The sequence below is a fragment of the Marinomonas algae genome (assembly GCF_047525555.1).
Taxonomy (GTDB): domain Bacteria; phylum Pseudomonadota; class Gammaproteobacteria; order Pseudomonadales; family Marinomonadaceae; genus Marinomonas.
The window spans coordinates 125,685-148,038 of record NZ_JBLIXK010000002.1; the positions used below are offsets into that span (position 1 = coordinate 125,685).

A 22,354-nucleotide genomic window follows, 5' to 3' on the forward strand; every position below is an offset into this window, starting at 1 on the left:
CCTTAAAAGCAAAAAAGCCGACATAACATGAGCTATGTCGGCCTTTATTAAAAAGATAAGCTAATGCTTATGCTTCTTCCCCAGCTTCTTCAGCTTGGGCATTTGGCTTGATAGCATCTTCATAACCCAAAGTTACTTCTGTAACTTGAGCAGATTCTAACAGTTTATCAACAACTTGCTCTTCAAGTACAGCGGATTGCACTTGCGCTAGTTGCTCTTTATTCTTCAAGTAAAATTCAACAACTTGCTGTGGTTCTTGGTAGGCTTGCGCCATATCTTCAAGGAAAGCACGAACACGTTCGTCATCTACTTTCAATTCGTTTTGCTTGATTACTTCAGAAATCAAAAGACCAAGTTTAGCACGTTTCGTTGCTTCTTCTTGGAACAATTCTGCAGGTAATTGGGAAGCATCAAAGCCTTCACCACCAAACTGGCTAGCAGCTTGTTTACGCAAAGCATCAACTTCTTGATCAACCAATCCAGAAGGAACTTCCACCTCGTTAATAGAAAGCAAACCATCAAACAAAGCATTTTTCAGCTTAGCTTTAACCGCTTGGTTAAGTTCACGCTCCATGTTTTTACGCACTTCTGCACGCAAACCTTCAATCGTAGCGTTTTCTAAACCGAATTTTTCAACGAATGCTTCATCCAATTCAGGAAGCACTTGCTCAGCTACTTCAGATACTGTGATCTTAAAGCTAGCTTCTTGTCCTTTTAGGTTTTCTGCTTGGTAATCTTCTGGGAAAGTCACAGAGATCGTACGCTCTTCACCTGCTTTAGCACCAACGATGCCAGATTCAAAACCAGGAATCATAGTGTTAGAACCAAGAACAAGCTTATGACCTTGAGCTGCACCGCCTTCAAACGCTTCATCACCTAAGTAACCAACAAAGTCGATTGTTACTTGGTCGCCGTCAGCAGATTCACGCTCAACAGCATTCCATTCAGCATTTTGCTTACGCAAAGTTTCTAGCATCACATCAAGATCAGCATCAGTTACTTCTGAAACAACACGATCAACTTTGATTGTTGAGTTATCAGCTAAAGCAACTTCTGGGTAAACTTCTACTTTAACAACAAACTCAAGATCTGCGCCTTCAGCGAAGTTCTTAGGTTCAATAGAAGGCATGCCAGCTGGCTGAATAGACTCTTTTTGAATCGCTTCAACATAAGCATCACGCATAATTTGCTCAACAGCATCCATACGGATACCTTGACCGTAGCGTTTTTTAACTAGGCTAACAGGAACTTTACCCTTACGAAAACCATCGATGCGAACTGTTTTCGCAGTTTTCGCCACTTCAGCACTTACTTTTTCTTCGATACGAGCAGCAGGAACACTAATTGTTAAAACGCGCTCAATTGGAGACGTTGTCTCTACAGAAACTTGCATAAAACTTCCTCACGGGAACTTGCTTTAATTTGTTGGTCATCTATCAATCAATAAGACATAGATTTAATCGTAACCAACAAAACCTAAATAAAAACTTAATTAAAGTAATCGACTGAAATGGTGCTCCGTACTGGATTCGAACCAGTGACCTACCGCTTAGAAGGCGGTTGCTCTATCCAGCTGAGCTAACGGAACTAATGTCATTACATTTCATTTGGTGGGCTATTATAGGGATGGAATAGCAATCGTCAACAGATAGACATAAAAAAGCCCAGTAAACTGGGCTAAAATGACTATTTGCAACTAAGGAACCGAGAATAGCTTTAGAAGCTATCTCTTCAGCACAAATATCACAAAAGGAACAAGACGAATAATACAAGTCTATTCAAAGAAAAACAAGCCGAGTGCGCCAAATAAATGCACCTTGCACCCTATTTGTGCAATTCGATTGCAAAGAAGTTTTTATAATCTATTTGCAAGCTGTGTTATCTTGATAGCATCACTTTCAAAACGATATAAATCATGCAAGATCACACATCTCACTCACTCTTAACGCTCAAACGATATGCATTGCTAACAGCAAACCGATTTAAGCGCAGCCAACTCCCTCAAAAGGCCGCCCAACTCACGCTTTCAAGTTTACTTGCTGCAGTTCCGATTATCACAATCATTCTAGGGATACTCAGTTTTACTCCCGCTTTAGAAGCCATGCAGACACAGCTTTTTCAACTGCTTGAGCAACATCTGGCACCTGGCTCTAGTGACATCGTACTTCCTCACTTAATGAAGTTTGCCTCTCAAACTAAAAACCTGCCTATTGCGGGTCTTGTCGCCCTTTTCTTGACTGCTTTACTACTACTGAACAGCTTTGAAAGCAGCGTTCAATCTATTTGGCAAATTGAGAAAGCCAGAAAATTAAGAGAACGACTACTAACTTATTGGGCAATCCTAACCTTAGGGCCCATCATCTTCGCGACATCCTTGAGCCTTTATGGAACACTTATTTCCATCCAAATAAGAAATGTCGATGAGAATATTTGGCTTAGTAGCCTATTAGAAGCAGGTAGTATCATTCTGTATTTTCTAATGCTATTAACATTAAACTTTCTAACACCCAATGCAGATGTTTCAATCAAATGGGCTGCAGTATCCGCACTAGTTGGAAGCATAGGTTTATATATCTTGAACACCATATTCGGCTCATTCGCACAGTTTTTCACAAACTACCAAGTGGTTTATGGTGCCTTTGCCGCCATTCCTATTTTCCTCATCTGGTTACAGAGCTCTTGGTTAATCGTACTTGCCTCTATTTGCCTTTGTGCCACATTACACAGCATAAAGACTTAGCATCAGGTCAGGATTAATGTAAAATCGCGCAAATTTTCTATAATAGGCCCAGCATGACCAACACGATTACCGACTTAAACAAAATACTAGATGAAGCAGATTGCTTAGTTGATGAAGCAGAACTGAACACAGCGCTAGATAAAATGGCGGCTCAAATCACTACAGATCTTTCTGACAAGCTACCTCTTGTTCTTTGTGTTATGAATGGCGGATTAGTCCCAACAGCGGCTTTGATAGAAAGGCTTAATTTCCCACTTGAACTAGACTACATTCATGCAACTCGCTATGGAATGGACACAGAAGGTGCGACCTTAAACTGGTTAAGCTACCCACAAACTAGCTTAAAAGACAGAACCATCCTTGTTATTGATGATATTTTTGACCAAGGCCATACATTGCAAGCCATCCAAAAATGGCTAGAACAGCAAGAAGCCAATAGCGTTTATACCGCCACCGTCATCAATAAATTACACGACAGAAAAACAAACATGACTCCCGACTATATCGGCACAGATGTAGCTGATCGCTTCTTGTTTGGTTACGGCATGGATTACAAAGGATTTTTCAGAAACCTTAAAGGTATCTATGCAATAAAAGACAGCTAATTCATTCTTTTATTTCTAGAGTAACAGCCATAAAAAAACGCCTGACTTTCACAAGTAAGGCGTTTTTTTGTTTCTACAAAGCGTAATTAGAAAACTCGGTTAAAACCATTTAGAGCGGCAACACGATACGCTTCAGCCATCGTTGGGTAGTTAAATGTCGTATTCAGGAAATACTTCAAGGTATTCTGTTCGCCCGGCTGTTTCATAATAGCTTGACCGATATGAACGATCTCAGAGGCTTGGTCACCAAAACAGTGAATACCTAGCAATTCCAAAGACTCACGGTGGAAAAGGATTTTCAGCATCCCGACCGCTTCCCCTGTAATCTGAGCACGCGCTGTGTTCTTAAAGAATGCACGCCCTACTTCATAAGGTACTTTTTCAGCAGTCAACTCTGCTTCCGTTTTACCAATGGAACTAATCTCAGGAATAGTGTAGATACCAGTAGGCACTTCACTAATAAATTCACCACCTTCCAAGCCAAACATATTCGCAGCAACAGATCGACCTTGATCATAAGCAGCACTTGCCAAACTAGGCCAACCAATAACATCACCAGCGGCATAAACATTTTCAACTTGAGTTTGATAATTATCGTTCACTGCAAGCTGACCACGGCTATTTACTTCTAAACCAATTGATTCTAGCCCTAAATTATCTGTGTTACCGGATCGGCCATTACAGAATAATAAAGCATCAGCTCGTAGTTTTTTACCTGAAGCCATATGCATAACAACACCGCGATCTGTAGCTTCGACTGATTCATAAGTTTCATTATGACGAATCAGAACACCACTATCGCGAAGGTGATAACTTAATGCATCTGTAATCTCATCATCCAAGAAGCTCAACAACTTCTTCGCAGGGTTTATAAGTTCTACACGAACACCCAATCCACAAAATATTGAAGCGTATTCAGATCCGATGACACCCGCACCATAAATAATCAAGGAACGAGGAGTATGGCTCAAACTCAAAATAGTATCTGAGCAATAAACACGAGGATGAGAGAAATCAATATTAGTCGGTCTATATGGACGGGAGCCAGTAGCAATAACAACCTTCTCTGCAACAAGAAGCTCAGGGCCTTTCTCGTACGTATTTACTTCTACCGTATTGGCATCTTTAAACTTGCCTCGACCAAAGTAAATATCAATGCGGTTACGAGCATAATATTCTGTGCGACCTAAAACTTGCTTATCGATCACTTTGTTTGCGCGATCCAACACTTTAGGAAAAGAGAACCAACGAGGCTCACCAATATCACGGAACATTGGGTTCGTGTTGAAGACAATGATTTCTTTTACAGCATGACGCAAAGCTTTCGACGGAATGGTCCCCAAATGCGTACAGCTCCCGCCAACTTGCGAGCTCGCCTCAATAACAGCAACTTTTTTACCCGCTTTAGCTGCACTCATAGCAGCACCTTCACCCGCAGGACCCGTACCTAAAACCACAACATCATAATGCCTTGTTGTCATAATACCCTCTTCCCGTTAAATTATTTCGATGCGTCGTAAAACGTATCATCAGAAGTTTGTTCAGCAATGCCTTTTTTCGTTTCTTTCTCGCATTTGCCTTTATCGCCACCGCAAATATCGCAAGCGACTTCCATACCTAAAGAGCTCATTCCGCCGCACGATCCAGAGATAGGCTTACGCCCCATCAAAACACCGACAGCCATAGCTGCAACCAATAAAAGCATTAGAGAAAATGCCAAAACAATTGTTAACATAAAATTTCTCCTAAAATCTAAACTTACTTTATTTCAAATAAGACTGAAACGCATCCGAATAAAGCTCTTCAAAACCAAAATCTGTCTTTACCAATAGGTATGCAGAAATGCCATTATCCTGAGCAAACGCCAAACCTTTTTCTGGACCAAGCACGGTAATCGCCGTTGCTAGGCCATCGGCCATCGTCGCCGCCTTATCAATTACAGTAACAGAAACCAAGCGATGAGAAATTGGTTTTCCTGTTATAGGGTTAATAAGATGAGAATAACGCACCCCATTTTTTTCAAAATAGTTTCTATAATCACCAGACGTAGCGACTGCCACATCATCAAGAGACAAAATCCGTTCCGCCATAGAATGGCCACCCGCCGGACTCTCAATGGCAATTTTCCAAGGGGAACCATCGGGCTTCACACCTTGAGATGAAATCTCTCCGCCAACTTCGACCAAGTAGCTTTCTACACCTTTATCACGCAGCACTCTTGCGACTTCATCAACACCATAACCTTTTGCAACAGAAGATAAGTCAACGTAAATATCTTTCTCTTTTGTTAGACGTAGGTTATCAAGTGCTAAATATCGATACCCAACTCGCCGCTTAGCCTCATCAATTAAATCTTGGCTTGGTACTTTGTCTTCTCGCTGACCTGGACCAAAGCCCCAGAGGTTAGTCAAAGGGCCTACAGTCACATCATACTCGCCTGATGTCATTTCGCTTATCAACAAAGCGCTATCAACCACGTATGCCATATCCTTGCTAATGTCCGCAGATTGGCCAACAGGAAGCTTGTTAAATTCAGAAAGCTCTGATGTTGGATCATAAGTCGACATCAACTTATTGACTTTAATGAGAACCTCATCCACATCGTCTTTCAAATCCCAAGGATTGCTTATCTGCTCCGTGGTATAAAACTTCACTGTATATGTTGTACCCATTGTAGGGCCAGAGAAGCTTACCAATTCAGGAGAAAAGGAGGAAAGACGATAAACGATAGCTGCCGCTATAAGAAAAAAAGCAGGGAACAGTATTTTTTTGCGCATATAAAATCTTTTTTCAATCATCAACAAAATAAAGACCCACCAATTGGTGGGTCTTTATTTAGATACTAGCCGCCGAAATCATCAAGCAAGATGTTTTCTTTTTCTACGCCTAGATCTTCTAGCATTTTAATCACCGAAGCGTTCATCATTGGAGGCCCACACATGTAGAACTCACAATCTTCTGGTGCTGGGTGATCTTTCAAGTAGTTCTCATATAGAACATTATGAATAAAGCCAGTCTTACCTTCCCAATTATCTTCAGGTTGTGGGTCAGACAAAGCTAAATGCCACTCAAAGTTATCATTCTCTTCTTGTAGCTTGTCATACTCTTCCATATAGAATGCTTCACGCATACTACGAGCACCGTACCAGAAAGACATCTTACGCTTAGAGTTGAGACGTTTAAGTTGGTCAAAAATGTGCGAGCGCATTGGCGCCATACCCGCACCACCGCCAACAAAGACCATTTCTGCTTCAGTGTCTTTAGCGAAGAACTCACCAAATGGACCGTACACTTTGATCTTGTCGCCTGGCTTCAAACTAAAGACGTAAGAAGACATCTGACCTGGAGGCAAATCATCTTTACCAGGTGGTGGCGAAGCAATACGAATATTAAACTTCACAAGACCCTTTTCTTCAGGGTAGTTTGCCATTGAATAAGCACGAATAACGGTTTCATCAACTTTAGAAGTAAACTTCCATAGGTTGAATTTATCCCAATCACCTCGGTACTCTTCTTCAATATCAAAGTCTTTGTAGTGCACTGTATGAGCTGGCGCTTCAAGCTGAACATAACCACCTGCACGGAAGTCTACGTTCTCACCTTCAGGAAGCTTCAACGTTAACTCTTTAATGAAAGTAGCAACGTTCGGGTTTGACTCAACTGTACATTCCCAAGCTTTAACACCGAATACTTCTTCAGGAACCTCTACATCCATATCTTGCTTAACAGCAACCTGACAAGATAGACGGTAACCTTCTTTTTCATCTCGGCGAGTAAAGTGAGATTGCTCTGTCGATAGCATAGAGCCACCACCGCTTGTCACTTTACATTTACACTGTGCACAAGTACCACCACCGCCACAAGCAGATGATAGAAAAATGCCACTGTTTGCCAAAGTTTGAAGTAATTTACCGCCCGCTGGAGCAGTAACTTCTTTTTCACCATTGATGCGAATTGTAACGTCACCAGTACTTACCAAACGAGCACGTGCAGCAAGGATAATTGCCACTAGCGCAAGTACGATAGCTGTGAACATCACCACACCTAGAATAATCTCTAAGTTGACCATGTTAGTTAAACCTTATTCTTGGTTGTCCCACTGTGCAGCAAATTAAAGCTGCACACCAGAAAATGACATGAAACCTAAACTCATTAGACCAACAGTAATGAACGTGATACCAAGACCACGTAAACCTGCAGGAACATCTGAATACTTAAGTTTCTCCCGAATACCAGCAAGCGCAGCAATAGCAAGCGCCCAACCAACACCAGCACCTACACCGTACACAAGACTTTCACTGAAGTTGTAATCACGCTCTACCATGAACAAAGAAGCACCCATAATTGCGCAGTTTACAGTGATAAGAGGCAAAAACACGCCCAATGCGTTGTACAACGCAGGCATATATTTATCTAATGTCATTTCTAAGATCTGAACTACTGCGGCGATAACACCAATGTAGCTCAACAAACCTAGGAAGCTAAGATCAACACCTGGCAAGCCTGCCCACTCAAGTGCACCGTCTACCAAAAGGTTCTGATACAACAAGTTGTTCAAAGGAACTGTGATCGCCAAAACAACCACAACGGCAATACCTAAACCAATTGCTGTTTCTACTTTCTTAGACAAAGCCAAGAAAGTACACATACCTAGGAAAAAGGCCAAAGCCATGTTTTCTACGAAAACAGCCTTAATAAATAGACTTATATAATGTTCCATTTATAGCGCCTCCTGAGCACGTGAGTTGGCAGCAATCTTATATTCTGGCTCTTCAACTTGCTCAGTTTTGTAAGCGCGTAACGCCCAAATAACCAAACCAATAACGAAGAAAGCACTTGGTGGCAACAACATCAAGCCATTAGGCTGGTACCAACCACCATTCTGAATAGTCGTGAAGATTTCAACACCAAACAACTTACCAGCACCTAACAACTCACGGAAAATAGCTACGATGATCAACATTGCGCTATAACCCAAGCCATTACCAATACCGTCAAGGAAACTCATCACTGGACCGTTTTTCATGGCGAAGGCTTCAGCACGACCCATTACGATACAGTTAGTGATAATCAAACCTACGAAAACGGAAAGTTGCTTACTGATTTCAAAAGCAAAAGCTTTCAATACCTGATCAACCACAATTACCAAAGAAGCGATAATGATCATTTGAACAATGATACGAATACTGTTTGGAATATGATTACGAATAATAGCAATGAAGAAACTAGAAAAAGCCGTTACCAAGGTAAGAGCGATCGCCATTACCAAACTAACACTTAAACTACTCGTTACCGCCAAAGCAGAACAAATACCCAAAATCTGCAAAGCAATTGGGTTGTTCGCAAGAATTGGCCCAAAAAGGACTTCTTTCACATTAGACATTATTGAGCTCCTTCGCTACGTAGCACTGACAAGAAAGGACCAAAGCCTTCTTCGCCTAACCAGTATTGAACAAGGTTTGTAACACCACGACTTGTTAATGTGGCACCAGACAACCCGTCTACTTTATGAATTGCTTGTGGATCAGCACTGTCTACACCACCTTTAGCAAGCTGAATAACAGCTTCACCTTGGTCGTTATAAACTTTTTTACCTTCCCACAAGGCTTTCCAGTTAGGGTTATCAACTTCACCACCTAACCCTGGTGTTTCACCTTGGTCATAGAAGCCAAAACCGATAACAGTATCAAAGTCATTTTCTAGTGCGATAAAACCGTACATGGTTGACCACAATCCGTAACCGTGAACAGGTAGGATTACACGATCAATACCAGTATCAGATTTCACCAAATAAACAGAAGCAAACTTAGCGCGACGTTTAATACTTGCAGGATCATTTGCACCAGCAAGAGCAACAGACAAGGCAGGATCTTTCGCTGCAGCTTGCTGATCGTAAGTATCTGGAGAGATACCCGCAACATCAAGCTCTTCTTGAGTTGCAAAAACACCTGTTTCAAGGTTTACAAGGCGCGTTTCAATTCTTTCGAATACCTCATCAACAGATGTTGAAGCATCCAACATATTTGCCGCAGACAAGATATTACGCTTACGGTCTAAGTCTTTATTAGCGCTCTGTATTGGCTTTAAACCTACCGCTGCTGCTGCAACAAATATAGAACATACTAGACATAGAGCCAAAGCAACCGTAATGGTTTTTTGAATACTATCGTTATTGCTAGCCATTGCGTGCAATCCTCCGTTTAATGTTCGCCTGAACAATAAAGTGATCTATGAAGGGCGCAAATAAGTTTGCAAACAAAATCGCCAACATCATACCTTCTGGATAAGCTGGATTCACTACGCGAATCAAAACAACCATGACACCAATCAAAGCACCATAGAACCACTTACCACGGCTTGTCATTGAGGCAGAAACCGGATCCGTCGCCATGTACATCATACCGAATGCAAAGCCACCTAAAACAAGGTGCCAGTACCAAGGCGTAGAGAACATTGGATTCGTTTCGGAACCAATCATATTGAATAGTGAAGAGGTAACAACCATACCCAAGAACACACCAGCAACGATACGCCAAGCAGCAATACGCATTACTAACAGAGCACCACCACCGATCAAGATTGCAAGAGTCGATGTTTCACCCATGGATCCTTGAATAAAACCAAAGAAGGCATCTTGCCAAGCTACAGTTAAACCAGCAACGCCATCAGCAGCCAATTGGCTTAATGCTGTTGCGCCAGAGAAACCGTCGATCGCAGTCCAAACCGCATCACCAGACATAGACGCTGGGTAAGCGAAGAACAAGAAAGCACGACCAGCAAGTGCTGGGTTAAGGAAGTTTTTACCTGTACCACCAAATACTTCTTTCGCCAAGACAACACCAAAAGTGATACCTAAAGCGACTTGCCATAAAGGAACAGTTGCAGGTAAAGAAAGCGAGAACAGAATAGAGGTAACAAAGAAACCTTCATTCACTTCATGCTTACGAACAGAAGCGAATAACACTTCCCAGAAACCACCAACAACAAAGGTAACAAGATAAACAGGCAAAAAGTACATTGCACCGTAAATCATATTATCCCAAAGGCTAGACACATCGTAGTTGGTCAAACTTCCAATAATAGCGTGACGCCAAGAATCAGGAGCAGAAACACCCATTGCATCAATAGCGCTGTTCGCTTGGAAACCAATATTGTACATACCAAAGAACATAGCAGGGAATGTACACATCCAAACCAAAATCATGATGCGTTTCATATCCACAGCATCACGAACGTGTGAACCATTTTTAGTAACAGAACTTGGACGATAAAAAATAGTATCTACCGCTTCAAAAAGCGCGTACCAGTTTTCGTATTTTCCACCTTTGTGAAACTCAGGTTCTATTTTATCGAGTACTTTTCTAAGACCCATGAATTAACCCTCTTTCTCTATTAGAGTTAGACAATCCCGAAGGATCGGGCCGTATTCGAACTTACCTGAACAACTGTAAGTACACAAAGCCAAATCTTCATCATCCAGTTCAAGCGCACCAAGTTTCTGTGCCTGTTCAGTATCATTTACAACCAACGCTCGTAGTAATTGAGTTGGTAAGATATCTAACGGCATCAGACGCTCAAAGTTACCAAGTGGCAACATGGTACGATCACTGCCATTTGTCGTTGTTGACATATCAAACGACTTTTTACCCGTAAGCTTAGATAAGAAAACATTCATAATAGAATGCTTCTCTACACCAGCGCGTAGGTAATGCATCATTTGACGCTCACGACCTTCAAGCAATACAGATACTTGAGTGTGATAACGACCTAGGAAAGCAAAAGGGCCAAACGCATTACGGCCAGAAAGTACAGAACCAGAAATCACACGATTTTCACCGTCTAACAACTCGTTCGCAACTAAACCTTCTAAGCTTGCGCCAACTTGAGTGCGAACTAAGCGAGGCTTTTTAACTTGAGGGCCAGCGAGAGCAACAACACGCTCAGAGCTCAATTCACCGGACACAAACAATTTACCAACAGCAACAACATCTTGGTAATTGATAGACCAAACTGTTTTCTTATCGCTTACTGGATCAAGAAAATGAATGTGTGTACCAGCAAGACCCGCTGGGTGAACACCAGCAAACTCTTCAACAGTCACATCAGCAGTTGTTGGAATTTTTGCACCTGGGGCTTTACAAAGAAACACCTTACCTTCAGTCAAACGTGTTAACACTGTAAGACCGTCAGCAAACGCTTCTGCTTGATCAGCAAGAACCGCTTCAGGGGAAGCTGCTAATGGATTAGTGTCAATAGCAGTAACAAAAATAGAGTTTGGCACTGAAGCAACTTCAGGAACCTTAGAGAAAGGACGCGTACGGAATGCAGTCCACATACCCGATTCGACTAGATTCTCAACTACTTTTTCGCGCTCTAATGATTTTAATTCAGAGCTAGAATAAGCAGCAAACGTTTCAGACTCATCGCCTTCAACATTAATCACGATCGATTGAAAAACGCGACGTTCGCCACGATTAATGGCAGCTACCGTTCCAGAAGCAGGCGCGGTGTACTTAACACCTTCCGTCTTTTTATCTGTAAAGATAACTTGCCCTTTTTTGACCTTATCTCCTTCCTGTACCAGCATAGTAGGTTTCATACCATGGTAGTCAGGACCGATAACAGCAACTGCTGTTGCAGCGGCCGCACTCTCAATCACTTGATTGGGAGCACCGGATATCGGTAGATCTAGGCCTTTTGTAATTTTAAACATATGTTCTGCCCAACAATAAATTGAACACAAAAAGCGTAATGTGCAGCGCTTACACCCCCCTCCGGGAAAACATGCATAAGCAAACAACTAACGTAAAGTTAATTGTAAAGCACAAACTCACTTCACCAAAAAACCGAAGTATTATAAAGATCATTGATCGCCTTGACTAGCGCAGGACACCGTCTTTGAGCGCCAACTTTTACTTAAAAATGAAACTTTATCCTTATCTGATGATATATCGAACAAAAAAAGATCACTTCTTAACCATTTGATTGCACTTATTTAAAGGCAAATAAATAACAAGTCTTAAGAATTAAGAAAATCCAATACAGAGACTGGTAACGTATTCATCTTCATCGCCTTGTTAAGTTGCCTTACAAGACCGAAAACAGCACAATATCCTCTCATTAAATGAGCCAATTAAGCGGAACCACTGACATGATCATGCCAGAAGCTCAAATACACATTAAAAATCTACGTTTACGAACGTATATTGGATTCAACGAATCTGAAAAAAACAACAAACAAGATGTTGTGATCAATGCTTGGATTCAGTACCCAGCCAATCACGCTTACGACACAGACAATGTAGAACACGCGGTAAACTACCGCACTATTTGCAAAGCGATGATAGCTCACACAGAAAATAACCGTTTCCTTTTACTTGAAAAGCTAACAGCGGAATTACTCGACCTCTGCATGCAACAAGAGTGCGTTACTTTTGCAAAGGTCGAAGTCGCAAAACCTCATGCTTTACGCTTTGCCGACTCCGTATCTCTCACACTTTCCGCCACAAGAGAACCATAAAACTAAGATGTCCGATTCTGTATCAATTACGTCAAAACCAGGCTTTAAAAATTTAATCAACGGATTGAATGGCAGCCAGAAGGCCCTACAACTATTAGCCATTGCCGATCAGCACAAAAAGCCCATTCTTTTTATGGTAAATACGGTTGCTGAACTAAACGAGCTTGAAGACGAAATACAGTTCCTTAATCAAGGAAAGAAAGAGCTACTAAGATTCAGTGATTGGGAAACCCTTCCCTACGACGCTTTCTCGCCGCATCAAGACATTATTTCTCAGCGATTAGAAACTCTCGCAAAGATATCTGAAGTAAAGAACCCTATTATTCTCACAACCGTTGCTTCTTGTCTAACTAGACTTTGCCCAAAGCAGCACATTGATGCCCAGCGCTTTCATCTACAAGAAGGGCAAGAACTGCCTCTCGAACAACTGTCGAAAAAACTTACTAGCGCCGGATATCTAAACGTCGAAAATGTTCACGGTCATGGGGAATACGCCATACGCGGCGCCTTGATGGACATTTACCCAATGGGCGCAGACAACCCAATCAGGGTAGATTGGTTCGACAATGAAATTGAGTCAATTCGCTGGTTTGATCCAGAAACACAGCGCAGCATAAATAAAGTCTCAGAAATAAAAATGCTTCCGGCCAAAGAATTCCCTACAACGTCACAAGGCATTCAACAGTTTCGCCAAGCCTTTCGCGAGCGCTTTAATACAGCACCACTTTCAAGCCCCATTTATCAAGATATCTCAAATGGCTTAATCCCAGCCGGTATTGAATATTATTTACCTTTATTTTTTGAACAAACCTCAAGCATTTTCGACTATTTACCAGACAATACGTTTATTGTTCGTTCAGACAATTTCAACGAGCAAGTCGCTAGCATTCAGCTGGATTTTCGCAGTCGTCACGAATCACTTAACTACAACATAGAACAACCTATTTTAGAGCCAAATGAAATTTGCCTAAAAGAAGACGAACTGTTTGCTCAATTAAACTTATTCACTAATGTGATTTTCTCAGCCGAAGGACAGCACCCTGCTTATCAAGCACTTGAAAGCGTCAAAATTGATTCAAAAGCGCCTTCACCGTTAGGAAGATTACAGAGCTTTTTAGATCAAACCAGTGCGCGAGTACTGATCGTTGCGGAATCCGCAGGTCGCCGAGAAGCACTTTTAGAGCTTCTCAAAAAACACAAGATAACCCCAAAACAAGTGAAAGACTGGCAAGACTTTAAAAAGTCAAAGCACGCCATTGCTATTACTGAAGGCAATATTGGCCGCGGCTTTATCATCAATGATGAGCTGGCTTTAATCGCTGAAAGTGAAATTCTGGGTGAACGTGTCTCTCAACACCGCAGACGAAACAAGCAAAACAACATCAGTGAAGACGCTATTATTCGTAACCTCACTGAATTGCGCATGAACGCTCCCGTCGTTCATATTGATCATGGTGTCGGGCGCTATCTTGGCCTCACCAATTTAAGCATTGATGGACAGGAAACCGAGCTATTAACTCTAGGCTACGCTAATGATGCCAAACTCTACGTTCCCGTTTCGTCGTTACAACTTATTTCTCGTTACACGGGCGCAGATGAAGACACAGCCCCACTTCACAAATTGGGCACAGACAAATGGAGTGTCGCAAAACAAAAAGCCGCTGAAAAAGCCCGCGATACCGCAGCTGAGCTTTTAGAAATCTATGCAAAACGCGAAGCTCGCGTGGGTTATGCTTTTGCGAAGCCGGACGATCAATACGAGTTGTTTGCAGCCGGATTTCCATTTGAAGAAACTCCAGACCAGCAAATGGCCATCGATGCTGTTATGAAAGATATGTCAGCGAAAAAGCCGATGGACAGACTGGTTTGTGGTGATGTTGGTTTCGGTAAAACAGAAGTCGCCATGCGTGCTGCATTCTTAGCAGTTCAAGATGGCAAACAAGTTGCCGTACTTGTACCAACCACCCTACTCGCTCAACAGCACTATGAAAATTTCTGCGACCGCTTTGCTGATTGGCCTGTTGAAGTTGAGTTACTCTCTCGTTTCCGTTCGGGTAAACAATCTAACGCCGCCATTGATCGACTCGAACAAGGCAAAGCAGACATTGTTGTCGGCACTCACAAATTGATTCAAAGTGATATTAAATTTGCCAACCTAGGACTGGTGATCATAGATGAAGAGCACCGTTTTGGAGTGAAGCAAAAGGAGCAATTTAAAGCTCTACGAGCGGAAGTGGACATACTGACACTGACAGCCACGCCGATTCCTCGAACACTCAACATGTCTCTTTCTGGCATACGCGATTTATCCATTATCGCCACACCACCAGCCAAACGACTGTCGGTTAAAACCTTTGTGAAGCAAAAGGATGACCACCAGATAAAAGAAGCCATCTTGCGAGAGCTTCACCGTGGCGGGCAAGTTTACTTCCTTCATAATGAAGTGCAGACGATTCAAAAAGCCGCAGAGGAATTAGAAGAACTGATTCCAGAAGCTCGCGTCATTGTCGGTCATGGTCAAATGCGTGAACGCGAACTAGAACAAGTGATGTCCGACTTTTATCACAAAAGAGCCAACGTACTGGTGTGTTCAACCATTATTGAAACAGGCATAGACATACCTAACGCTAACACCATCATCATTGAAAGAGCAGACAAGTTTGGCTTAGCGCAATTACACCAATTACGGGGTCGCGTTGGGCGCTCACACCACCAAGCTTACGCTTACTTGCTGACGCCAAGCGACAGAAAAGTCACCAGTGATGCAGAGAAACGCCTAGAAGCCATTACCTTAGCGGACACTCTTGGCGCCGGCTTTACCTTGGCCACACATGACTTAGAAATACGCGGTACAGGTGAATTATTAGGCGACGGGCAAAGTGGCCATATCGAACACGTCGGCTTCTCACTCTTTATGGAAATGCTAGATCGAGCTGTCGCTTCGTTGAAGAATGGCGAATCGCCTGACGTTGATATATCTTCACCGGCACAAACAGACATTAACCTGCGTGTGCCAGCGCTTATTCCTGAAGACTACCTAGGTGATGTACACTCTCGACTAATACTTTATAAACGCATCGCCAGTGCGAAAACAAATGGCGAACTTAAAGATTTACAGGTAGAAATGATTGACCGATTTGGATTGTTGCCTGATGCCACTAAAAATCTCTTCCGCCAAACAGAATTGAAACTGAAAGCGGAAAGTCTTGGCATCAACAAAATCGAGGCAAACGCCAAAGAAGGGAAAATATTCTTCAACAGCAAAACACCTGTCGACCCAATGAAGCTCATTCGGTTAATTCAAACCAAACCGGATACGTACAAGCTTTCAGGGTCAGATACTTTAAGATTTATAGCAACAATGAACAGTGCCGAAGAGCGCTTCCAACAAACCACCAAAACATTGGAACTATTACATTGAAAGCCTTAACGCCGATATTTTTATCTCTTAGCCTATTAAGTACGCCGCTATTTGCCGACGACGGGGACATCAACCCAGACACAGCAAGAGCATACCAAGGCTACATGCTGACTTTTTTATGGCCAGAGGGACAATCTAGCGAGCACATTGATTATAAAAATGTGTTCACTGTGGACAATTTAATCCGTCTTCCAAAAGAAAGTGACGAAGAAAACATCTCTGTGACAAACAATGAAGCGTCAGCCTCTTCTGAAAGTACGCCATTTGACAATATGGAGCAGAAATTGAATCGCCGCGTGACCATTCTCGCCAATGAAAAATGGACTCTTATTTTTAAAGCGCCTGGCGACACAATCAAAAAACAATTCACTAGCAAACAAGTGAAAGACGGTTACCCTGAACTGACTGGAGACATCGCTATTAAACTTGGTCGTTATCTAGAATCCGACATCCACTACAAACACTACCTATTTGATAGTTTTACTCAGCCAGAGATTGACCCAGAAACTGTAAATAACAACGAGAGTAACTTATTCTCTCAAGATACTGGCAATACAGAATCTGATGTAAAAGCGTTTGAACCCGCTCTCGTTCTTCAGCTTCACATGTCTAATAGAACCGCGAGTAAGAAAGTAAACTACTTGGATCATCCTACAATCGGCACACTTCTATATTTTCACCCTATTGAGTTAGAAGACGCCATGGCGGCCATTGCTCTAGAAACCATGACACCCGAAACGGGAGCCAGCCTAGATTACGACGAACTACAGAGTACGAATGAGCTGTTTGAATCCAGCACCAAAGTCGATCCTCCTTTTATTCCTCAATAAAAAATAAAAAGGGCAACATCAAAAATGTTGCCCTTTTTATTTTGCCTACTCGCTTTATGCCATCAACCGATGAACAAGCAGAATTTAATAGCCTTTCGATTGAGTCAACTTACTGAACCAAGAAACCGCCTTTTGCTCAAAAGCAGAAAACACAGATAAACCAAAACGCTCTGCCATGCCTTTTGGTTGCTTATAAGTAACCTGTATGACATCTGCGTTGTCATAATGAGAGACAAGATAAGCATCGCTTGTCATTACTGCATCAACCAACTTATTTTCCAAGGCTTCAGAGCCATACCAAGTATCACCTGTTGCAATGTCTTCTATTTCCAACTGCGGACGCTGACTAGAAACAAAACGCTTAAACAATCCATGAGTGTCTTCCAAATCTTGCTTGAATTTCTCACGACCTTCATCAGTATTTTTGCCCAACATAGTCAGAGTTCGCTTATAACGCCCAGCCGTATGAAGCTCAACGTCGATCAAGCTTTTATCAAGTAATCTATGCACGTTAGGAACCTGAGCAACCACACCGATAGAACCTAAAATCGCAAATGGCGCAGCAATAATTTTGTCGGCCACACAAGCCATCATGTAACCACCACTAGCCGCCACTTTATCAACACAAACAGTTAGAGGGATATTGGCTTCGCGAATACGCTGCAATTGAGATGCTGCCAAACCATAACCATGAACAACCCCACCGCCACTTTCTAAACGCACAACCACTTCGTCTTGAGGTTTAGCCACACTCAATACAGCCGTAATCTCTTCACGCATAGAAGTCACAGCAGACGCCTTAATATCACCGTCAAAATCCAAAACATATAGTCGTTTCTTTTCTTCCGTTACGGCCTCTTCTTTCGTTGTTTTCTTCTGTGCTTTCTTTTCTAACTTTGCTGCTTTTTTCTTTTCTTTCTCTTTGTTTTTAAGATCTTTCTTATCTAATAACTGGCGGTCTAACTCCGCCTTCATGGCATCGTAGCTTTCATTTAGCTTGGTAACAGACAAACTACCCGGTTGAGTTTTGCGTTTTCCGCTAGCAATCATGGCTAAGATAACGACAATAAAAATGCCAATACTGATGAGCTTTAACAAAAAGCCCGCATAGTCAGTTAAAAATTCCAATCTTATATTCCTCTAAATAATTCTAAGTTCCTGAGATAATGGGGCTATTTGCGCAAATAACAACATCTATTGCTCATTAATCGTTATAGATAGTCCCTTACTTATCACTTATTATCTGCGCACTTTCAAAATAGATAAAAATAATGCTTTTAAAAGGAGCAATAAATGAAGACCTCTTTGTCACAGGCGCTTGGCAATAACTTTTTGGGAAATTCTCCCTTATGGTACAAACAAGCTGTGATCGCTTTTCTTATTATCAACCCAATCGCTGTTCTTACGCTCGGCCCTTTCATCACTGGCTGGCTGTTGATTATTGAGTTTATATTCACTCTTGGTATGGCACTAAAATGCTACCCTCTTCAACCTGGTGGATTAATTGCCATTCAAGCCGTCTTATTAGGCTTAACCACACCCGATGGTGTTTATCATGAGGTTATCAAAAACTTCGACGTAGTTTTGCTATTGATGTTCATGGTTGCTGGCATCTATTTCATGCAAGACATGTTGCTGTTTATCTTCAACAAATTGCTTATTAAGATACGTTCCAAAGTCCTTATTTCTCTCGTATTCAGTTTTGCTGCTGCTGTTTTGTCTGCGTTCCTTGATGCCCTTACCGTTACCGCCGTGCTCATCAGCGTCAGTGTCGGGTTTTATTCTGTTTACCACAAAGTCGCATCTGACCAGTCACCAAACAGCAAACACAACCCAAACAGCGACGACAACATTTTGCCTGTTAACCAAAAAGATTTAGCTGAATTTCGCTCTTTCCTACGCAGCTTGCTCATGCATGGCGCAATAGGAACAGCCTTAGGTGGTGTTTCAACTTTGGTTGGCGAGCCTCAAAACCTGCTTATCGCAAAAGTAGCAGGCTGGGACTTTGTGGATTTCTTTTTACGCGTGGCTCCGATTTCTATGCCGGTATTGGCCTGCGGCTTACTTACCGTCATTGTTTTGGAAAAAACAAAATGGTTTGACTATGGTGCACACCTGCCAGAGAACGTACGCAACATACTTAAAAATTTCGAAGAAGAAGAGTCTAAAAAAAGCACGAACAAACACAAAGCTCAGTTAATTATTCAAGGTCTTGTCGCCATCGTGCTGATACTTTCATTGGCCTTCCACGTTGCGGAAGTCGGCCTAGTCGGATTGATGATTATCGTCTTACTAACAGCATTTAATGGCGTGATCGAAGAACACCAAATCGGTCACGCTTTTGAAGAAGCGTTGCCGTTTACTGCATTATTGGTTGTCTTCTTCACCATTGTTTCGGTTATTCATGAGCAGCATTTATTTCAACCTATTATTGATGTTGTATTAAATATGCCAACCCATTCTCAGCCCATCATGTTCTTTATTGCGAACGGCATTTTGTCCGCCATCAGTGATAATGTCTTTGTAGCAACGGTTTATATTGGGGAAGTCAAAGCGGCTCTGGACGCAGGCACCATTAGTCGTGAGCATTTTGAAACATTGGCTGTTGCGATCAACACAGGAACCAACCTACCAAGTGTAGCAACACCAAATGGCCAAGCGGCTTTCCTATTCTTGCTGACATCCGCCATTGCGCCGTTACTAAGATTATCTTATGGAAAGATGGTTTGGATGGCTTTGCCGTACACCATAGTACTTAGCTTGGTTGGCGGCTTTTGTGTTGTCTATTTTCTATAACTAAACCTAAGTCATCACAAAACGAGGCTGCTGATTTCTATTCGATATCAGCGGCCTCTTTTATTTCACCTCATGAAAACATCGACAACAGCTTTTTCATTCAAAATGTCGTATTATCCCCCGTTATTAGCCACTGACTCAGCATTCTAAATTGATTCCTATGATACGACTTTCCAATATCCAGCTTCCTCTTGATCACAATGACACAGCACTAAAAGACAGCATTTTATCCATGCTAAAGATTTCAGCAGACCAATTGCTAAGCTTTAATGTATTTCGCCGTGGCTATGATGCTCGTAAAAAAACCAACATCATGCTGATCTACACTTTGGATATCGACACTACTTGCAACCAAGAACTACTTGAACAATTTGCAGATCACCAACAGGTGAAAGAAACACCTGACTTGGACTACCATCCTGTCGCCCAAGCGCCGAAAGATTTGAGCGAACGCCCTATTGTCATTGGCTTTGGGCCATGTGGTTTATTGGCTGGGTTGGTACTCGCGCAAATGGGTTACAAGCCTATTATTTTAGAACGCGGCAAAGAAGTTCGAGAACGCACCAAAGATACTTTCGGCTTTTGGCGTAAAAAGATATTGAACACAGAATCTAACGTGCAATTTGGTGAAGGTGGCGCAGGGACTTTTTCTGACGGCAAACTTTATAGCCAGGTCAAAGATCCAAAACAATATAGCCGAAAAGTATTGAACGAGTTTGTTACCGCAGGCGCACCAGACGAGATTCTTTACGTCAGCAAACCTCACATAGGTACCTTCAAATTGGTTGCCATGGTGGAAAAAATGCGCGCACAAATCATCGAGCTAGGCGGCGAAATTCGCTTCAGCGCGCGGGTTGATGATTTGCATATTGAGAATGGCCAGATCACTGGCGTTACCCTTGCCGGCGGCGAGCAGTTGAATTCAAGCCACATTGCCATCGCCATTGGTCACAGTGCCCGCGATACTTTCGAAATGATTCATAATAAAGGCGTTTACATTGAAGCCAAGCCGTTTTCTGTTGGTTTTCGAATCGAGCACGAACAATCTGTCATCGATAAAGCGCGCTTTGGCCCAAATGCAGGCAATGAAATTCTTGGCGCAGCGGATTACAAACTGGTTCATCACTGCAAAAATGGTCGCTCTGTTTACAGTTTCTGTATGTGTCCAGGCGGAACCGTGGTTGCCGCCACATCAGAAGAGAATCGTGTTGTGACCAACGGCATGAGCCAATACTCACGTAACGAACGCAACGCCAACAGCGCCATTGTAGTCGGCATTGACCCGAATGATTATCCAAGTGGACCATTAGCCGGTATTGAATTCCAACGTAAATTAGAAAGTCATGCTTATGTTATGGGCGGAAGTAATTACGATGCTCCAGCACAAACCGTTGGCGCCTTTTTAAGAAACGAAACACCGGAAGACCTTGGAAGCGTTACACCTTCTTTCAAACCAGGTATCAAACTCACCAATCTAGCAGACGCTTTACCTGACTTCTGCATCGAAGCCATTCGCGAAGCCATCCCAGCCTTCAATAAAAAGATTCGTGGATTTGCCTTTGATGATGCGTTATTAACAGGCGTGGAAACACGAACGTCAGCACCAATAAACATCAAACGCGATCCAGAAAGCTTAGAGAGCATCAATACAAAAGGCTTATACCCAGCAGGTGAAGGCGCAGGCTACGCTGGCGGAATTATGTCTGCCGCCATAGACGGCATTAAAATCGCTGAGGCCATGGCGCTGAGTATTAACGCCAAGCACACACATTAAAAAGCAAAATACCCTCAATAAAGCGCATCTGATTTTCAGAATGCGCTTTTTTTTGATCTTTTTTCACCTTTTTTTCGACAAAATTGAGAACTGACATTCCTTTTTCCCCGTTCTCTGAGGAATTAAGTTTCTAACCATTCCATAAAACCAAATGATATGAAAAAATATACTCAATATACAAATATAAAGAGAACAAAATGCACCTAGATAACGTAGATTTGCAACTGCTTGCCTTAATTCAAAGCGATGATAGTATTTCAACCGAAGCCATGGCTAAGCAAGTTGGCTTGTCGAAAACACCCTGCTGGAGACGCGTTCAAAAGCTCGAAAAAGCCGGATTTATCAAACGTCGCGTCGCTTTGTTGGACGCAGACAAATTAGGGTTGGGCGTTTCTGTTTTCGTACAAGTTAAAACCAATCAACACGACGCCAATTGGGCCATTGAGTTTGCACGTGCGGTGGCCGAGTTTCCAGAAGTCGTGGAGTTTTATCGAATGGCAGGAGACTACGATTACTTGCTTCGAGTCTTGGTAAAAGACATTCCGTCTTATGACAAATTTTATAAACGATTAATCAGTGCAACCGCTTTAACAGACGTGACATCTAACTTCGCCATGGAACAAATTAAGTGGACAACGGAGTTACCTTTATCCAGTGAGTAAAGGCTA

Annotated in this window: 19 protein-coding genes and 1 tRNA gene; 8 read left to right on the plus strand and 12 right to left on the minus strand. The window is 42.3% G+C overall.

Going from position 1 to position 22,354, the window contains the following annotated elements; genetic code table 11:
• Positions 1-67: 67 nt before the first annotated feature.
• Together tig and ACMUMQ_RS04920 are read right to left on the minus strand one after the other, a co-directional pair.
• Positions 68-1,393, minus strand: a complete 1,326-nt coding sequence (gene tig, locus ACMUMQ_RS04915) for a trigger factor (RefSeq protein ID WP_414680897.1) — start codon at positions 1,391-1,393, stop codon at positions 68-70.
• Between the two features lie 118 nt (positions 1,394-1,511).
• Positions 1,512-1,588 (minus strand) — tRNA-Arg (locus ACMUMQ_RS04920).
• Positions 1,589-1,915: 327 nt separating this feature from the next.
• Here ACMUMQ_RS04920 and ACMUMQ_RS04925 point away from each other — a divergent pair.
• Together ACMUMQ_RS04925 and ACMUMQ_RS04930 are read left to right on the plus strand one after the other, a co-directional pair.
• A complete protein-coding gene (locus tag ACMUMQ_RS04925; RefSeq protein WP_414680898.1) occupies positions 1,916-2,740 on the plus strand; it encodes a YihY family inner membrane protein in 825 nt (274 codons plus the stop codon).
• A 53-nt stretch (positions 2,741-2,793) separates the two neighbouring features.
• Complete coding sequence (locus ACMUMQ_RS04930; RefSeq protein WP_414680899.1) at positions 2,794-3,345, plus strand: hypoxanthine-guanine phosphoribosyltransferase; 552 nt, start codon at positions 2,794-2,796, stop codon at positions 3,343-3,345.
• Positions 3,346-3,431: 86 nt separating this feature from the next.
• On the opposite strand, the gene sthA is transcribed toward ACMUMQ_RS04930, so the two are convergent.
• From sthA to ACMUMQ_RS04975, 9 genes are all read right to left on the minus strand, one after another.
• Positions 3,432-4,826, minus strand: a complete 1,395-nt coding sequence (gene sthA, locus ACMUMQ_RS04935; RefSeq protein WP_414680900.1) for a Si-specific NAD(P)(+) transhydrogenase — start codon at positions 4,824-4,826, stop codon at positions 3,432-3,434.
• A 20-nt stretch (positions 4,827-4,846) separates the two neighbouring features.
• Complete coding sequence (gene nqrM, locus ACMUMQ_RS04940; protein WP_317004397.1) at positions 4,847-5,080, minus strand: (Na+)-NQR maturation NqrM; 234 nt, start codon at positions 5,078-5,080, stop codon at positions 4,847-4,849.
• A gap of 28 nt (positions 5,081-5,108) precedes the next feature.
• Positions 5,109-6,122 (minus strand): FAD:protein FMN transferase, encoded by a 1,014-nt coding sequence (locus ACMUMQ_RS04945; RefSeq protein ID WP_414680901.1) that lies wholly within the window; start codon positions 6,120-6,122, stop codon positions 5,109-5,111.
• 65 nt (positions 6,123-6,187) lie between these two features.
• Positions 6,188-7,414, minus strand: a complete 1,227-nt coding sequence (gene nqrF, locus ACMUMQ_RS04950; protein ID WP_414680902.1) for an NADH:ubiquinone reductase (Na(+)-transporting) subunit F — start codon at positions 7,412-7,414, stop codon at positions 6,188-6,190.
• A 42-nt stretch (positions 7,415-7,456) separates the two neighbouring features.
• The gene (nqrE, locus tag ACMUMQ_RS04955; protein ID WP_317004399.1) at positions 7,457-8,065 is read right to left on the minus strand and encodes an NADH:ubiquinone reductase (Na(+)-transporting) subunit E; all 609 of its coding nucleotides are present in this window, start codon (positions 8,063-8,065) and stop codon (positions 7,457-7,459) included.
• Entirely contained in the window at positions 8,066-8,728 is a 663-nt protein-coding gene (locus ACMUMQ_RS04960) for an NADH:ubiquinone reductase (Na(+)-transporting) subunit D (protein WP_347982342.1), read from the minus strand.
• On the minus strand, positions 8,728-9,528 hold the full coding sequence (locus ACMUMQ_RS04965) for a Na(+)-translocating NADH-quinone reductase subunit C (protein WP_414680903.1): 801 nt from the start codon (positions 9,526-9,528) through the stop codon (positions 8,728-8,730). The genes ACMUMQ_RS04960 and ACMUMQ_RS04965 overlap by 1 nt, the downstream gene beginning before the upstream one ends.
• Positions 9,521-10,717, minus strand: coding sequence for an NADH:ubiquinone reductase (Na(+)-transporting) subunit B (locus tag ACMUMQ_RS04970; RefSeq protein WP_414680904.1), 1,197 nt, complete (start codon positions 10,715-10,717; stop codon positions 9,521-9,523). Before ACMUMQ_RS04970 ends, ACMUMQ_RS04965 begins: the two co-directional genes overlap by 8 nt.
• A gap of 3 nt (positions 10,718-10,720) precedes the next feature.
• Positions 10,721-12,058 (minus strand): Na(+)-translocating NADH-quinone reductase subunit A, encoded by a 1,338-nt coding sequence (locus ACMUMQ_RS04975; protein ID WP_414680905.1) that lies wholly within the window; start codon positions 12,056-12,058, stop codon positions 10,721-10,723.
• A gap of 438 nt (positions 12,059-12,496) precedes the next feature.
• Between ACMUMQ_RS04975 and folX the strand changes: the two genes are divergently transcribed.
• From folX to ACMUMQ_RS04990, 3 genes are read left to right on the plus strand one after another with little or no spacing between them, the layout of a single operon-like run.
• Positions 12,497-12,865: a dihydroneopterin triphosphate 2'-epimerase gene (gene folX / locus ACMUMQ_RS04980; protein WP_410506548.1), complete on the plus strand. Its 369-nt coding sequence runs from the start codon at positions 12,497-12,499 to the stop codon at positions 12,863-12,865.
• A 7-nt stretch (positions 12,866-12,872) separates the two neighbouring features.
• Entirely contained in the window at positions 12,873-16,286 is a 3,414-nt protein-coding gene (mfd, locus tag ACMUMQ_RS04985; RefSeq protein WP_414680906.1) for a transcription-repair coupling factor, read from the plus strand.
• Positions 16,283-17,116 (plus strand): hypothetical protein, encoded by an 834-nt coding sequence (locus ACMUMQ_RS04990; protein ID WP_414680907.1) that lies wholly within the window; start codon positions 16,283-16,285, stop codon positions 17,114-17,116. The genes mfd and ACMUMQ_RS04990 overlap by 4 nt, the downstream gene beginning before the upstream one ends.
• Before the next feature lie 84 nt (positions 17,117-17,200).
• Here ACMUMQ_RS04990 and sohB read toward each other — a convergent pair whose 3' ends face one another.
• The gene (gene sohB / locus ACMUMQ_RS04995; RefSeq protein WP_414680908.1) at positions 17,201-18,244 is read right to left on the minus strand and encodes a protease SohB; all 1,044 of its coding nucleotides are present in this window, start codon (positions 18,242-18,244) and stop codon (positions 17,201-17,203) included.
• A 165-nt stretch (positions 18,245-18,409) separates the two neighbouring features.
• Between sohB and nhaB the strand changes: the two genes are divergently transcribed.
• From nhaB to ACMUMQ_RS05010, 3 genes are all read left to right on the plus strand, one after another.
• Complete coding sequence (gene nhaB, locus ACMUMQ_RS05000) at positions 18,410-19,912, plus strand: sodium/proton antiporter NhaB (protein WP_414680909.1); 1,503 nt, start codon at positions 18,410-18,412, stop codon at positions 19,910-19,912.
• Positions 19,913-20,072: 160 nt separating this feature from the next.
• On the plus strand, positions 20,073-21,686 hold the full coding sequence (locus ACMUMQ_RS05005; RefSeq protein WP_414680910.1) for an NAD(P)/FAD-dependent oxidoreductase: 1,614 nt from the start codon (positions 20,073-20,075) through the stop codon (positions 21,684-21,686).
• 197 nt (positions 21,687-21,883) lie between these two features.
• Entirely contained in the window at positions 21,884-22,348 is a 465-nt protein-coding gene (locus ACMUMQ_RS05010; protein ID WP_414680911.1) for an Lrp/AsnC family transcriptional regulator, read from the plus strand.
• Positions 22,349-22,354: the final 6 nt, after the last annotated feature.